The 14,476-nt window shown below is 63.9% G+C and carries 10 protein-coding genes; 5 read left to right on the top strand and 5 right to left on the bottom strand.

The genetic code is table 11. The features are described from left to right. Positions 1–53 precede the first annotated feature (53 nt). From BRA1417_RS0117430 to BRA1417_RS0117440, 3 genes are all read right to left on the bottom strand, one after another. A complete protein-coding gene (locus BRA1417_RS0117430; protein WP_027516868.1) occupies positions 54–1,682 on the bottom strand; it encodes an inorganic phosphate transporter in 1,629 nt (542 codons plus the stop codon). 98 nt (positions 1,683–1,780) lie between these two features. Then, positions 1,781–3,223 (bottom strand): UdgX family uracil-DNA binding protein, encoded by a 1,443-nt coding sequence (locus tag BRA1417_RS0117435; RefSeq protein WP_027516869.1) that lies wholly within the window; start codon positions 3,221–3,223, stop codon positions 1,781–1,783. Next, on the bottom strand, positions 3,223–4,458 hold the full coding sequence (locus tag BRA1417_RS0117440) for a putative DNA modification/repair radical SAM protein (RefSeq protein WP_027516870.1): 1,236 nt from the start codon (positions 4,456–4,458) through the stop codon (positions 3,223–3,225). The genes BRA1417_RS0117435 and BRA1417_RS0117440 overlap by 1 nt, the downstream gene beginning before the upstream one ends. A gap of 161 nt (positions 4,459–4,619) precedes the next feature. On the opposite strand from BRA1417_RS0117440, the gene BRA1417_RS0117445 reads away from it, so the two are divergent. From BRA1417_RS0117445 to BRA1417_RS0117455, 3 genes are read left to right on the top strand one after another with little or no spacing between them, the layout of a single operon-like run. After that, positions 4,620–5,408, top strand: a complete 789-nt coding sequence (locus BRA1417_RS0117445) for an ImuA family protein (RefSeq protein ID WP_027516871.1) — start codon at positions 4,620–4,622, stop codon at positions 5,406–5,408. Beyond that, entirely contained in the window at positions 5,305–6,897 is a 1,593-nt protein-coding gene (locus BRA1417_RS0117450) for a DNA polymerase Y family protein (RefSeq protein WP_035968607.1), read from the top strand. Before BRA1417_RS0117445 ends, BRA1417_RS0117450 begins: the two co-directional genes overlap by 104 nt. Continuing rightward, on the top strand, positions 6,894–10,262 hold the full coding sequence (locus BRA1417_RS0117455; protein WP_027516873.1) for an error-prone DNA polymerase: 3,369 nt from the start codon (positions 6,894–6,896) through the stop codon (positions 10,260–10,262). The genes BRA1417_RS0117450 and BRA1417_RS0117455 overlap by 4 nt, the downstream gene beginning before the upstream one ends. Before the next feature lie 115 nt (positions 10,263–10,377). Here the strand turns inward: BRA1417_RS0117455 and BRA1417_RS0117460 are convergent, their stop codons facing one another. Both BRA1417_RS0117460 and BRA1417_RS0117465 read right to left on the bottom strand, forming a co-directional pair. After that, positions 10,378–11,148 carry an SDR family NAD(P)-dependent oxidoreductase gene (locus BRA1417_RS0117460; protein ID WP_027516874.1) on the bottom strand — a complete coding sequence of 257 codons (771 nt, stop codon included), beginning with the start codon at positions 11,146–11,148 and terminating at the stop codon, positions 10,378–10,380. A gap of 176 nt (positions 11,149–11,324) precedes the next feature. Beyond that, positions 11,325–11,612, bottom strand: coding sequence for a hypothetical protein (locus tag BRA1417_RS0117465; RefSeq protein ID WP_007593600.1), 288 nt, complete (start codon positions 11,610–11,612; stop codon positions 11,325–11,327). A 54-nt stretch (positions 11,613–11,666) separates the two neighbouring features. Here BRA1417_RS0117465 and BRA1417_RS0117470 point away from each other — a divergent pair, with 54 nt between their 5' ends. Together BRA1417_RS0117470 and BRA1417_RS0117475 are read left to right on the top strand one after the other, a co-directional pair. Further along, positions 11,667–13,079: a CoA transferase gene (locus BRA1417_RS0117470; protein WP_027516875.1), complete on the top strand. Its 1,413-nt coding sequence runs from the start codon at positions 11,667–11,669 to the stop codon at positions 13,077–13,079. Between the two features lie 145 nt (positions 13,080–13,224). Then, on the top strand, positions 13,225–14,469 hold the full coding sequence (locus BRA1417_RS0117475) for an efflux RND transporter periplasmic adaptor subunit (protein ID WP_027516876.1): 1,245 nt from the start codon (positions 13,225–13,227) through the stop codon (positions 14,467–14,469). The last annotated feature ends 7 nt before the right edge of the window (positions 14,470–14,476 follow it).

Here is a 14,476-nt window from a genome sequence, read left to right on the forward strand (position 1 = left end):
AGCAGCCCCTCACCCTGACCCTCTCCCCGTAAGAACGGGGAGAGGGAAAGAGCTCAGAAGATCCGCGAGAAGATCACGTACAGCGTGCCCGACAACAGGATGGCGACGGGCAAGGTCAGCACCCAGGCCATCACCATGTTCCTGATGGTGGCGACCTGGAGACCCGAACCGTTCGCGGCCATGGTGCCGGCGACGCCGGACGACAGCACGTGGGTGGTCGAGACCGGCAGCCCGAACACGTCGGCGGCGCCGATCGTGGCGGCGGCGACGAGCTCGGCGGAAGCACCCTGCGCGTAGGTGAGATGGGTCTTGCCGATCTTCTCACCGACGGTGACGACGATGCGCTTCCACCCGATCATGGTGCCGAGGCCGAGCGCGATGGCGACGGCGACCTTCACCCAAATCGGGATGAACTTGGTCGCGCTGTCGAGGCCGCCCTTGTAGGCGTTCAAGGTCGCGACCTCGTCCTTGCTGAGGTCGTTTTCCTTGTCCTTCATCAGGAAGCGGATCGCTTCCGAGGTCAGGTACATGTCGTTGCGGGTGTTGCCGACGACTTCCGCCGGCACCTTGTTCAGCGAACCGTATTTCGCGACCTGCTCGCCGACATCCTGCACCAGCACTGACAGAGCAGGATAGGTGCCTTCGCTGATGTGATGCGAGGTGACGTACTGCGTCACCGCAGGACGGGGATCGCCGATGATCGCATGGCCGGCGCCCTTGGCCGCAACCACCTTGGAGGCGGCTTCCGAGACCTTCGTGAACTGGGCGACCTGCGACTCCGGCAAGGCGCGGTTGAGCGCATAGGCCGTGGGCACGGTGCCGATCAGGATCAGCATGATCAGGCCCATGCCCTTCTGGCCGTCGTTCGAGCCGTGGGCGAAGCTGACACCGGTGCAGGTCAGGATCAGCAGGCCGCGAATCCAGATCGGCGGGGCTTTGTGACCCTCAGGGGCGGCATAGAGCGCCGGGTTCTTGATGATGAACTTGAGCAGCAGCAGCAGGCCGGCCGCGCAGACGAAGCCGACCAGCGGCGACAGCAGGAGCGCATAACCGATCTCCGTGGCCTTGCCCCAGTCCACACCCGAGGTGCCGTCGCGGCCCCGCATCAACGCGTTCGCGACGCCGACGCCGATGATCGAGCCGATCAGCGTGTGCGAGGAGGAGGCCGGCAGGCCGAAATACCAGGTGCCGAGGTTCCAAAGGATCGCGGCGATCAGCAGCGCGAACACCATCGCGAAACCGGCGCTGGAGCCGACCTGCAGGATCAGCTCGACCGGCAGCAGCGAGACGATGCCGAAGGCCACGGCGCCGGACGAGAGCAGCACGCCGAGGAAGTTGAAGAAGCCCGACCACATCACCGCGACTTCGGCCGGAAGCGAATGGGTGTAGATCACGGTCGCAACCGCGTTGGCGGTGTCGTGGAAACCGTTGACGAATTCGAAGCCGAGCGCGATCAGGAGCGCGACGAACAAGAGGATGTAGGGCAGATAGCTCGTGACCCTGGTGCCGGTCGCATCGACATCCGAGTAGATGCTGTAGGCCACATAGAGCAGGCCCGCAGCGAGGATGCCGAAGAACAGGATCAGTGTCAGCGGATTGAAGCCCTTGTCGAGATTTGGCCGCGAGGCCGGCTGGATCGGCGCGGGATCGGCTACCGCGCGGTCGAATGCAACATCGGTCATGTCTGGACGCCCCTTAACTTTCTGTAAGGGCTATTGTCCCCGATGGATTTGAAGGCTGGATGACAGACGGCGCCTGAAAGGGGTTTTCCCGCCCGTATTCAGGCGGCGCGTGCGGCTTTCTTCTGCAAACCGGCGACGATCTTCAGGTCTTCGACAAAGCGCTGATATTCCAGCGCCTTGGCTTCCGGATCGGGCAACCGCAGCAGATAGGACGGGTGCACCGTCACCAGCGCCTTGTGACCGTCGGGAAGGTCGATCAGCCGGCCGCGGGTCTTGCCTACAGGGGTGATCTTGCCGAACACGCTCTGCGCGGCGGTCGCGCCCATCGCGACGATGAGATCGGGCTGGATGACGGAGACCTCCCGCTCGTACCACTGCCGGCAGGCCTTTATCTCCGGCGTATTCGGCTTCTGATGCAGGCGGATCTTGCCGCGCGGCACGAATTTGAAGTGTTTTACCGCGTTGGTGACATAGACCTTCTTGCGGTCGACGCCGGCCTCTTGCAGTGCCTTGTCGAGCATCTGGCCGGCCGGACCGACAAAGGGATGGCCCGCGAGGTCTTCCTTGTCGCCGGGCTGTTCGCCGACCAGCATGACGTTGGCGGACTTCGGGCCCTCGCCGAACACGGTCTGGGTGGCGTCCTTGTAGAGATGGCAGGCACGGCAGTGGGCGGCCTCCTCGCGGAGCGCTTCGAGATCGTCGGTGGCAAGCTTGCGTTTCATCGGAGCCTCCGGCCGCCTTTGAGGCTTGTGCGGATCGGTTGCGGCATTGGCGATCATGGCGCCGGTCATGCGTTCGGCGTCCTCGATCAGGGGCTTAATGATCGAAGCCTCGGGCAGGTTCCTCCAATATTTCTTCGGCATCTCGGCCTGCATCGCCTTCACCTTCAGGCGGGCCGGATTGAAGATGCTGGCATAGTAGCGTCGCCAGGTTTCCTCCAGCCGGTCTTCGCTCGGCGCCTCGCTCTTGCTGACGCCCGACGTGAACGAGAGCGCGTGGCCATCCCAATGCGCGCACAAATCGGGCGTCAGAATCGACCAAGGCATGTCGGCAAAGCGCTTGGCGAAGAACGGTGCGGCGAGCTCGACGATGTGATGCTCCGGCTCGAACCAGGCGACGTAGTGTGCTTCGCGTTCCCTGCCGATCTCGCGGAAGCGCACGAAGGCATGCATCTTGTGCTCGTCGCGGTAGACCGCCTTTGCCATGGCCATGACTTGCGCGACATCGGCATCGGTCGCGACCTCAATGATGTCGTGATTGTCCTTCAGCCGAAACAGCAGGCGATAGAGGATCGCAAAACGCTCGGGATCGCGATGCAGGATCGCGGCCTTGGCGAGCTCGACGAATTTTGCTGGCACGTTGAAGGTGCCATCGCCACCCTCCGGCAGCGGAGACGGCGAGGGCGTCGCGAACAGCTCCGCTTCGCCGCCCTGCACGGCCCAGGTGACATCGGCCGGTTTCATTTGGTGAAGCACGAGGCTACGCGCGGCTTTACGCCAGCCGTCGAAATCGGTTTCGTTCTCGAGGATGATGTATTGCATCAGAAGCCAAATCCCAGTTGTGTTGCCTTCGGCTTGAACCGTTCGATCAGCCGTGCCTCGTCGAGGCGATGCGGCGGGGGCCGGTGATCGCTCAGCACGATGAACGGCAGCGCCTTGGTGCGGGGCACATGCAGCCGCGCGAGATCGGCGACGCGGATCGTGGTCGTGCGGCGCGCCGCGATGATGCGCTCGACCGCCTTGGTGCCGAAGCCCGGAACGCGCAACAATTCCTCGCGGCTGGCGTGGTTGACGTCGAGTGGGAAGCGGTCGCGGTGACGCAGCGCCCAGGCGAGTTTTGGATCGATGTCGAGCGGCAGCATCGCACTGTCGTCGACGATCTCGCCGACGTCGAAACCGTAGAACCGCATCAGCCAGTCGGCCTGGTAGAGTCGGTGCTCGCGCAGCAAGGGCGGCGCGCGCAGAGGCAGCGCGCGGCTGGCATCGGGGATCGGGCTGAACGCGGAATAATAGACGCGCCTCAGCCTGTATGAACCGTAGAGATTGGCGCTGGTGTGGAGGATGGTGTGGTCGGAGGCCGCGTCGGCGCCGACGATCATCTGCGTGCTTTGGCCGGCCGGCGCGAAGCGCTGCGGCTTGGCTTTCGTGTTCGCGTTGCGGCTTTCCTCGGCCTCGTCGAGCTTCAGCCGCAGCCGGCCCATGGTGCGGCGGATCGCGCGCACGTCCTTCTCGGGCGCGAATTGCTGCAGGCTCGTCTCCTGCGGCATCTCGATGTTGATGGAGAGACGGTCGGCATATTTGCCGGCCTCGGAAATCAATGCATCGTCGGCCTCGGGGATCGTCTTGAGATGGATGTAACCGCGGAAGTGATGCTCCTCGCGCAGTTTGCGCGCGACGCTCACCACCTGCTCCATGGTGTAGTCGGGGTTGCGGATGATGCCGGAGGAGAGAAACAGTCCTTCGATGTAATTGCGCCGGTAGAAGTCGAGCGTCAGCTTGACGACTTCGTCGATGGTGAAGCGGGCACGCGGCACGTTGGAGGAGGCCCGGTTGACGCAATAGAGGCAGTCGTAATTGCAGGCGTTGGTCAGCAGCACCTTGAGCAGCGAGATGCAGCGGCCGTCCGGCGCGTAGGAATGGCAAATGCCCATGCCGGGCGCGGTCGATCCCATGCCCTTGCCGTCGCTGGAATCCCGTCTCTCGGTGCCGCTGGAGGCGCAGGACGCGTCGTACTTGGCGGCATCCGCCAGAATCTCCAGCTTGCGTTGCACGTCCATATTGGAATCCCTTTGATTCAGCTCATGAATCCCAAGGCCCGCCAATTCGATTGACTCCCGGGGCGTCGTTAGCTTTATATTAGAACATATCATGAACAAACGAGCTAGCCGCTGGTTCTCTTTTTGAGAGCCACCGGCAATCACCTTGAGGAGCGGCGTATATGAGCGGCGCACGAACAAGCGCGCTTGCAGCCTTGCGCGGCCAGATCGAGCGCATCGAGACGGCGGAGGTCGTGCATCATCGCGACCGTGTCGCGCTCGGCCACCGCGAGGCCGACAGTGCGCTGAAGGGCGGGCTCGCGCGCGCGGCAATCCACGAGGTGTTTTGTGAAGGACGTCAGGGCGCGGCCGCGACCGGCTTTGTCACCGGACTTGCGGGGCGCGTGACGGCGCGCAAACCGCTGCTGTGGGTGCGGCAGGATTTTTCGGAAATTGAAACCGGCGCGCTGTCGATGAGCGGGCTCGCCGAGATCGGTCTCGATCCGCGCCGCATGGTGATGGTGCGCGCCGCCGACGTGGAGAGCGCGTTGCGCACGTCGGCCGATGCGCTCGCCTGCGACGCGCTGGGTGCGGTCGTGCTCGAGCTCTGGGGTGAGACCAGGCAGTTCGATCTTGTGGCGAGCCGCAAGCTGACATTGGCTGCGCAATCTTCCGGTGTCACCGGTTTGCTGCTGCGGATGGCCGCGCAACCTTTGCCCTCGACCGCCGAGACCCGATGGATGCTTCGCGCGGCGCATTCGCCGCCGGGCGCGATGTGGAGCGCCTGGGGCGCGCCGCGCTTCGATGCCGAGCTCCTGCGCAATCGTCATGGCCCGTGCGGCCGGTGGATCATGGAATGGAAATGTGATGAGTGCCAGTTCTCTGAATCGTCGGCGTATCCTCAGCCTGTGGCTGCCGCGCCTGCCCATCGATCGGATCCAGCGGTTCTTCGGCAACGTCGGACTGCATGAAAATAATGCGCCCAGCATCGTCGTTGCCAAGGATAGCAACGCGCTGGTGATCCATGCGCTGGACGAGGCGGCCGAGCGCCTCGGTCTGCATATCGGCCAGCCCCTGGCCAATGCCCGGGCGATGTGTCCAGATCTCAAGGTGTTCGACGCCGATGCCGTGGCCGATGCCAAGACGATCGGCGACATCGCCGACTGGTGCGACCGCTTCACGCCGCTGGTGGCGCTCGATCCGCCGCACGGGCTGTTCCTCGACATCACCGGCTGCGCGCATCTGTTCGGCGGCGAAGCTGCGCTGTTGCAAACCCTTGTCCGTGCCCTCGATCGCCAGGGCTTTGCCGTCAGTGCGGCGATCGCCGGCACCTCGGTCTGCGCGCGCACGCTGACGCGGCAATCTTCAGGGACCATCGTCGCCGATGGCGGGGAGGCGGCGGCAATCAGCCGGTTTCCGGTGTCCGCGCTTGGTGCGGGTGAGGCCATCAGCACCGGCCTGCGCCGCGCCGGCCTGAAGACCATCGGCGATGTCGCCTCGCGCACGCCGAGCGAAATCACGGCGCGGTTCGGTGCACGGTTCTCCACGCTGCTCGCGCATGCGCTGGGGCAGGGCGACGCGCCGATCAATCCACGAAAGCCGCCGCCCGATTACATCGTGGAGAAACGCTTTGCCGAGCCGATCGCGACCGACACCATGATCGCGATGACGCTGTCGCGTCTGGCGGATACGTTGATTGCGTCCATGGAGAAGCAGGGCAAGGGCGCGCGACGGCTGGAGGCTACCTTCTTCCGTACCGACGGCGCAGTGCGTGCGATCATGGTCGAGACCGGACGTCCCGTGACGCGGAGCGCGGTCGTCGACCGGCTGTTCCGCGAGCGCCTCGATGCCCTCGCCGATCCCCTTGATCCGGGCTTCGGCTTCGACATGGTGCGGCTGTCGGCAAGCCGTACCGAGATCGTGGTGCAGGAGCAGCGCGATCTCGACGCCCATGTCCACGACAATGACGAGCTGGCCGCGCTGATCGACCGCATCGCCGCGCGCATCGGCGGAAAGCGCGTCGTCGTGCACCTGCCTGAGGATACCCATATCCCCGAATGTGCGGTGCTGGCGGCGCCTGCGCAGCATCATCTCGCCGTGGCGATGCAGGCCGAATGGCCCGCGCGCACTGAAAGTGAGCCGCCGCTGCGTCCCTTGCGATTGTTCGACAAGCCTGAGCCGATCAATGTGCCGTTTGCGACCGTGCCCGACGGCCCGCCGCATCAATTCACCTGGCGCCGCGCGCAGCATGCGGTGGTGCGGGTGGAAGGCCCCGAGCGCATCGCCATGGAATGGTGGCGGCAGGACGGCAAGCAACTGACGCGGGACTATTTCCGCATCGAGGATGCCGAGGGCCTGCGCTTCTGGATCTTTCGCGACGGTCTTTACGAGGGGGAGTGCTTCGACGGCGACGGCAAGCCCGTTCCTCCCGGTTGGTATGTGCACGGTCTCTTCGCATGAACACGCCCACTTATGCCGAGATCGGCATCACCACGAATTTCTCCTTCCTGCGCGGCGGTTCGGACCCGCGCGCCTATGTGCACCAGGCCAGCATCCTCGGCATTCCCGTGATCGGCATTGCCGATCACAACACGCTCGCCGGTGTGGTGCGCGCCTGGAAGGAACTCGACAATGACGAGGTGCTGCACAAGCCGAAGCTTTTGATTGGCACCCGCATCGTCTTCATCGACGGCACGCCGGATATCCTGGTCTATCCGCGTGACCGCGCCGCCTATGGCCGGCTGTGCCAGCTTCTCACCCGGGGCAAGCGCGGCGACGGTATCACGCGGATCGCGAAGGGCGAGTGCCATCTCACCTTCGCCGATCTCCTTGCGTTTTCCGAAGGCCAGCTCCTGATCCTGACGCTGCCGCATCGCTTCGATGCGGCGCAAGCGCAGGACATCCTCGCCAAGCTGAAGGCAAGTCGCGCCGAGGGCGTGTGGCTGGCGGCGAGCCTGATCTATCGCGGCGACGACCGCCGTCGCCTCGCGCAGCTCGATGATCTCGCCGCAAAAGCAAAAGTGCCGCTGCTTGCGACCAACGAGGTGCTCTATCACCACCCCGCGCGCCGTCCCCTCCAGGACGTTCTGACCTGCATCCGGGAGAAAACCACGATCGAGGCGGTCGGCCGGAAGCTGGAAGCCAATGCTGAGCGATTTCTGAAGACGCCCAGGGAGATGGCGCGGCTGTTCCGCGATTTCCCTGAGGCTATCGCGGAGACCATGCGCTTTGCGGACAAGATCACCTTCTCGCTCGACCAGCTCAAATACCAGTATCCGGACGAGCCGGTGCCGCGGGGCAAGACCGCGCAGGGGCATCTGGAGGATCTGACCTGGGCCGGTGTCGACAAATATTTCGGCGGCAAGATCGACGACAAGCTGCGCGCCACCCTGAAGAAAGAACTCGCGTTGATCGCCGATCTGAAATACGCGCATTACTTCCTCACCGTGCACGACATCGTGCATTACGCCCGCAGCCAGAACATTTTGTGCCAGGGGCGGGGATCGGCGGCGAATTCGGCGGTCTGCTACGTGCTCGGCATCACCTCGGTCGACCCGACCAAGGTCGATCTGCTGTTCGAGCGCTTCATCTCCAAGGAGCGGCTGGAGCCGCCCGACATCGACGTCGATTTCGAGCATTCGCGGCGCGAGGAGGTGATGCAATATGTCTATCGCCGTTACGGCCGCCATCGCGCGGCGATCATCGCCACCGTCATTCATTATCGCCCGCGCAGCGCCATCCGCGACGTCGGCAAGGCGCTGGGCCTGACCGAAGACGTCACCGCGGCCCTCGCCGACACCGTCTGGGGAAGCTGGGGCAAGGGCCTCAACGACATGCAGGTCAGACAGGCCGGCCTCGATCCGCAAAATTCCATGATCAACCTCGCGGTCGAGCTCGCGACCGAGCTGATCGAATTCCCCCGTCATCTGTCCCAGCATGTCGGCGGCTATGTGCTCACGCAAGACCGGCTCGACACCTATGTGCCGATCGGCAACGCCGCGATGGACGATCGCACCTTCATCGAATGGGACAAGGACGATGTCGACGCGCTCAGCATGATGAAGGTCGACGTGCTCGCGCTGGGCATGCTGACCTGCATCCGCAAGTGTTTTGATCTGATCGAGCAGCACAAGGGCGAAAGCTGGATGCTGGCGAGCGTCCCGCAGGATGATTCCAAAGTCTACGACATGCTGTGCGACGGGGAGTCGCTCGGCGTGTTCCAGGTCGAGAGCCGCGCGCAGATGAACATGCTGCCGCGGCTGAGGCCACGGACCTTCTACGATCTCGTCATCGAAGTCGCGATCGTGCGGCCGGGACCGATCCAGGGCGACATGGTGCATCCCTATTTGCGGCGGCGGAACGGCTTGGAAAAAGTGAACTATCCATCGCCGTCATCGGAGCATGGCGACAAGGACGAGCTTTACAGAGTGCTGCACAAGACGCTCGGCGTGCCCTTGTTCCAGGAGCAGGCGATGCGGATCGCGATCGAGGCCGCGAAGTTCACGCCGGAGGAAGCCAACGGCCTGCGCCGTGCGATGGCAACGTTCCGCAATGTCGGCACCATCGGCAAGTTCGAAGACAAGATGATCGGCAACATGATCGCACGCGGTTATGCGCCGGATTTTGCCAGAAATTGTTTCGAACAGATCAAGGGTTTTGGCAGCTACGGTTTTCCGGAGAGCCATGCTGCAAGCTTCGCGCAGCTTGTCTATATCTCCTCATGGCTGAAGCATTATCACCCTGATGCATTCTGCTGCGGCCTCCTGAACTCGCAGCCGATGGGCTTTTACGCCCCGGCGCAGATCGTCAGCGACGCTCGCAAGAACGGCGTCGAAGTACGCGATATCGATGTGTCCTACAGCTTTGCGCAGAACACGCTGGAAGAAGGAAGTGGCAAATACTGCGCCGTGCGCCTGGGCTTCCGCCAGATCGACGGTTTTCATTGGCTCGACGAGGATGAGGAAAGGCTGAAAAGAGGCGCGCCTCGGAATGAGTATGCGGAGAGAGCGCCCGACTGGGCCGACCGCATCGTCGCCGCCCGCAACCGCCGGCCCTTCACCTCTCTGGAAGACTTCGCCCGCGACACCGGACTGCCCAAGCGCGCGCTGATCCTGCTCGCCGATGCCGACGCGTTCCGCTCGCTCGGGCTCGACCGCCGCGAGGCGCTGTGGCAGGTGCGGCGCCTGCCCGACGATGTGCCGCTGCCGCTGTTCGAGGTGGCCACCGCACGCGAGCAGCCGGACGAGCACGCCAGGCCGTTGCCGGTGATGCCGCGGGCCGAACAGGTGGTCGCGGACTATCAGACCATTCGGTTATCGCTGAAGGGGCATCCGATGGAATTTTTGCGCGAGATGTTTTTGCGCGAGCGCATCGTCGCCTGCAAGGACATCAATCATGACAACGAGCGGCGCCGTGTCCGCTGTGCCGGCGTCGTGCTGGTACGGCAGCGGCCGGGCAGCGCCAGCGGCGTCGTGTTCATGACACTGGAGGACGAAACCGGCATCGCCAATATCGTGGTATGGCCGAAGATCATGGAGCAGTACCGGAAGGAGGTGATGGGCGCACGCCTCATCCTGGTCGAGGGCTATATCCAGAGCAGCCCCGAAAAGGTGACGCACCTCATTGCCCAGCGGATGATCGACCGTTCGCACGATCTGGTCGGCCTCGCCAACGACGCCCTCGGCCGCAAGCGTCCGGTGCCAGCAGGCGCCACTGTGGTCGAACCGCTCAACGACGATCCCCGCGCCCACACGGATGCGCCCGCGCAAAAACTTCGCCATCCCCGCAACGTCCGCATCCTGCCGCCGTCGCGGGATTTCCATTGAGGAATGTAGAGTACTCTGCTGCCACACCGTCATTGCGAGCGCAGCGAAGCAATCCAGACTGTCACCGCGGAGAAATACTGGATTGCTTCGCTGCGCTCGCAATGACGAGCTTGTTCTAAAAATTCACCCGGTTCGAGATCGCGCCGTCCACCACCAGGTTTGAGCCCGTGGTGAACCCCGACACCGGGCTCGCCAGAAACACCGCTGCGCTCGCGATCTCCTGTGGCGTCGCCATGCGGCCGGTGGGGTTACGCTTCATCGCATCATTGTAGCGCTCGGGCATGTTCTGCTCGATCGTATTCCAGACGCCGCCTTTGAAGTAGACGGTGCCGGGCGAGACCACGTTGACGCGGATCTTCTTCTTCGCGTACTGCCGCGCAAGTCCCTTTGCCATGTGGATCAATGCCGCCTTGATAGGGCCGTAGGAGCTCGCCGTGTCCGCTTGCGCCGCTGAAATCGAGGAGATGATGACGAAGGCGGCGTCGCCGCTGCTCGCACCGCTGGCCTCGAGGAACGGCCGCGCGGCGTCGAACGCATGCACGGCGCCGAGCAGGTCGAGCCGAAAATTCTGTTCCCACGATGGGGCATCATGGCCCTGCGCCATCGCGCCCGCGTTGGAGAACAGCATGTCGATGCCGCCAAGCTCCTTTGCAGCATTCTCGATCCAGGATTTCAGTGCCGCGCCGTCGGTGACGTCGACCGGGCCGCCGGTCGCGCGGACCCCGCTGGCCTTCAACTCCGTAACGGTGGCGGCAACCTGGTCAGCGTTGCGTGCACACACCGCGACATTGCTGCCTTCGCCGGCCAGCGTCGCCGCAATCGCCCGCCCGATGCCGCGCGTGCCGCCAAGCACGACGGCGTTCTTGCCTTTGAGACCGAGATCCATTGTTTGGTTTTCCTTTTTTGTTGGTCGCAGCGAGTGTAGCTGTTTCGAGAGACGCCCAAAAGCCTCCACGTCGTCATTGCGAGGAGCTCTTGCGACGAAGCAATCCAGACTGCCACCGCGGAAAGACTCTGGATTGCTTCGCTTCGCTCGCAATGACTGTGTGGAAACAGCGGCCCTCACTCCGGTGCCGCCCCCACCGGCGGGCCGCCGGGCGGGCGGTGCAGGAATGTCAGTGAGACGTAGGCGCCGGCCCAGGAGCCGATCGCCGCGAAAGCCACATAGAAAGCGTTTTCGGTGTAGCTGATCACGGCATAGGAGGAGAGCATGTACCAGACCGCGCTCCAGTTCGCCGCCGGCACGCGCTTGCGCGCGATCACGGCCGAGGTGAACATGACATAGACCGCGTCGGTGGCCGCCGTTGCGATGAACACGGCGCCTGCAGTGAGAGGATCGATGGCGGCCATTGCATGTCCTTGTGTGCTAATGCGATGGTCGCAAACTAAAGGGAGAGAAGGGTCATGCAAAGCCCCACCGAGATTCTCAGTGGCATCTGGACCTCCGCCGGCGGTGACGCGGCCGCGCTCGCCCACGTGCGGCTGACGGGCGAGGAGCCGCAAATCCCGTCTTCGTTTCGCGTCGCAATTGCCGGCCAGACGACGATCGCCGCCGCCGGTCTTGCCGCCGCCGAAATCTCGAGATTGCGCAGCGGCGAGGCACAGGACGTTAGCGTCGACCTGCGCCATGCCGTCGCCGAATGCCGCTCCGAGCGCTATTTGCGCGTCGACGACAAGCCGCCGCCGCCCGCCTGGGACGCCATAGCCGGCGTCTACAGAACCGGCGACAACCGCTTCGTCCGCTGCCACACCAATTTCCCGCATCATCGCGACGCCGTCTGCAAGGTGCTCGGCTGCGAGCCCGAGCGCGAGAAGGTGGAGGCCGCATTGATGCAATGGAAGGGCGAGGATTTCGAGACTGCGGCTTACGCTGCGGGCGGCGTCGTTGCCCTGATGCGCTCCTACGACGAATGGTCGGCGCTGCCGCAGGCCCGCGCGCTTGCCGAATTGCCGCTGGTCTCGATCGAGAAGATTGGCGAGGCCCCGCCGAAGCCGTGGCCGCAACGACCGTCAAAAGGCGATCGCCCGCTCGCAGGCCTGCGCGTGCTCGATCTCTCTCGCGTCATCGCGGGGCCCGTCGCCGGCCGCACGCTCGCCGCGCACGGCGCGGATGTGCTGCTCGTGTCAGGCCCCGCGCTGCCGGCCATTCCGTGGCTGACCATCGACACCGGCCGCGGCAAGCTCACCACCTTCATCGAGCTGAAAAGCAAGGCGGGGAGAGCGCAGATGCGCGCGCTGTTGAAGGACGCCGACATCTTCTCGCAAGGCTATCGCCCGCGCGCGCTTGCCGCTCTCGGCTTTACGCCGGAGGACGCAGCAAAAATCAATCCCGGCATCGTCTACGTGACGCTGTCGGCCTATGGCCATGCCGGTCCCTGGGCGGAACGGCGCGGCTTCGATTCTCTGGTGCAGACCACGACCGGCTTCAACCATGCCGAGGGACAGGCGGCCGGCCTCGATGGACCGAAGGAGTTGCCGGCACAGATGCTCGACCACGCCACCGGCTATCTGATGGCGTTCGGCGCGATGATGGCCAAGGCGCGCCAGGCTCGCGAAGGCGGCAGCTGGCACGTGCGCGTGTCGTTGGCGCAGACCGGGCGCTGGCTGTGGAATCTCGGACGGCTCGAAAATGGCCTGAACACCCCGGATATTACGGGCGAGGCCGTACATGCTGCATTCATCGAGAGCATGCCATCTGGCTTCGGCACGTTGAAGGCGGTGCGCCATTCAGCGCTGCTGTCGAAGACGCCGGCGCAATGGAGCCGTCCGGCGATGCCGCTCGGCAGTCATCCGGCAGAGTGGCCGGTGACAAGCTGACGTGAAGCTGACGTGTCGCAAATTTTTAACGCAAACCGAAAGGCGCCCGGCGTTTTTTAGGTTGTTTGAAATCACAATTCGGCACTATTAGCGCGACCGATGACGCCGGCATCCGCTGGTATCATCGCAGACATGACCGGGCCCCATGGTAGTTGAAAATACCAAGCGATTGCAGGTGCTTACAAAACAACGGGTAATTACATCCGTAGTTTTACTAGCTCTTGCCGGTGCCGGGGCCTACGGCTTCCTCCATGCGGGAGCGAAGGAGAAGAACCACTCCGAGATCTCCAGCCAGTCGCGCAGGAATGCGCAGAACTTCACGCCGACGCCGTCGGAATGGGCAACGCTGACGATCGAGCCGGTCAAGGCCAAGACCTTCCGCGCCGAGTATGTCACCGAGGGTAAGGTCGCAGTCGACGAGGACCGTTCGACGCCGGTGTTCTCGCCCTATGCGGGCCGGGTGACCAAGCTGCTCGCCAAGCCCGGCGAGGTGCTGAAGCAAGGTCAACCGCTGTTCACGATCGAGGCCGCCGACACCGTGCAGGCCCAGAACGATTTCATTGCGGCGATGAGTTCGCAGAACAAGGCGAAGTCGGCGATCGATCTTGCCGACATCCAGTTCAAGCGCGCCAAGGACCTCTACGAGGGCCACGCCATCCCGCTGAAGGACTATCAGCAGGCGGAAGCGACCCAGGTTCAGGCGCAGAATGACATGCGCTCATCGGCGACGGCGCTCGAAGCCGCGCGCAACAAGCTGCGTATCCTCGGCTTCACCGACGAGACCATCAAGGCGTTCCAGGACAAGGGCGTCATCAATCCGGAGGTCACGATCTATTCGCCGATCGCGGGCACGGTCGTGCAGCGTAAGATCGGTCCCGGCCAGTACGTCAATTCCGGCGCCAGCGATCCGGTCTTCGTGGTGGGCGACCTCTCCACGGTCTGGCTCACCGCCTTCGTGCGCGAGAGCGATGCGGCTGCCGTGTGCGTCGGGCAGGACATCAGCGTCAACGTGATGGCGCTGCCGGGCCGCCCCTTGACTGCCAAGGTCAACTACGTCGCCGCCGCGATCGATCCGAACACCCGCCGCTTGTTGGTCCGCGCCACCATCGACAACAAGGACGGTCTGCTCAAGCCGGAGATGTTCGCCAACGTCACGATCTATTCGTTCGGCGACCGCGCCGCGCCGGCGGTACCGAAGCAGGCCTTGATCTACGAAGCCGACAAGGTCCGCCTCTGGGTCGCACGCGAGGACAAGTCGGTCGAGCTGCGCGAGATCAAGATCGGTCTCATCAATGGCAATCTCGTCGAGGTCACCAGCAATCTGAAGCCCGGCGAGCAGGTTGTCACCAAAGGCAGCCTGTTCATCGACCGCGCGGCGTCCGGCAGCTGATCGACGG

Source organism: Bradyrhizobium sp. WSM1417 (assembly GCF_000515415.1).
Taxonomy (GTDB): Bacteria; Pseudomonadota; Alphaproteobacteria; order Rhizobiales; family Xanthobacteraceae; genus Bradyrhizobium.

What these genes read in the sequence shown, in the direction of transcription:
- BRA1417_RS0117430 (WP_027516868.1), bottom strand. Translation starts at nt 1,682, where the DNA reads ATGACCGATGTTGCATTCGACCGCGCGGTAGCCGATCCCGCGCCGATC.
- BRA1417_RS0117435 (WP_027516869.1), bottom strand. Translation starts at nt 3,223, where the DNA reads ATGCAATACATCATCCTCGAGAACGAAACCGATTTCGACGGCTGGCGT.
- BRA1417_RS0117440 (WP_027516870.1), bottom strand. Translation starts at nt 4,458, where the DNA reads ATGGACGTGCAACGCAAGCTGGAGATTCTGGCGGATGCCGCCAAGTAC.
- BRA1417_RS0117445 (WP_027516871.1), top strand. Translation starts at nt 4,620, where the DNA reads ATGAGCGGCGCACGAACAAGCGCGCTTGCAGCCTTGCGCGGCCAGATC.
- BRA1417_RS0117450 (WP_035968607.1), top strand. Translation starts at nt 5,305, where the DNA reads ATGAGTGCCAGTTCTCTGAATCGTCGGCGTATCCTCAGCCTGTGGCTG.
- BRA1417_RS0117455 (WP_027516873.1), top strand. Translation starts at nt 6,894, where the DNA reads ATGAACACGCCCACTTATGCCGAGATCGGCATCACCACGAATTTCTCC.
- BRA1417_RS0117460 (WP_027516874.1), bottom strand. Translation starts at nt 11,148, where the DNA reads ATGGATCTCGGTCTCAAAGGCAAGAACGCCGTCGTGCTTGGCGGCACG.
- BRA1417_RS0117465 (WP_007593600.1), bottom strand. Translation starts at nt 11,612, where the DNA reads ATGGCCGCCATCGATCCTCTCACTGCAGGCGCCGTGTTCATCGCAACG.
- BRA1417_RS0117470 (WP_027516875.1), top strand. Translation starts at nt 11,667, where the DNA reads ATGCAAAGCCCCACCGAGATTCTCAGTGGCATCTGGACCTCCGCCGGC.
- BRA1417_RS0117475 (WP_027516876.1), top strand. Translation starts at nt 13,225, where the DNA reads ATGGTAGTTGAAAATACCAAGCGATTGCAGGTGCTTACAAAACAACGG.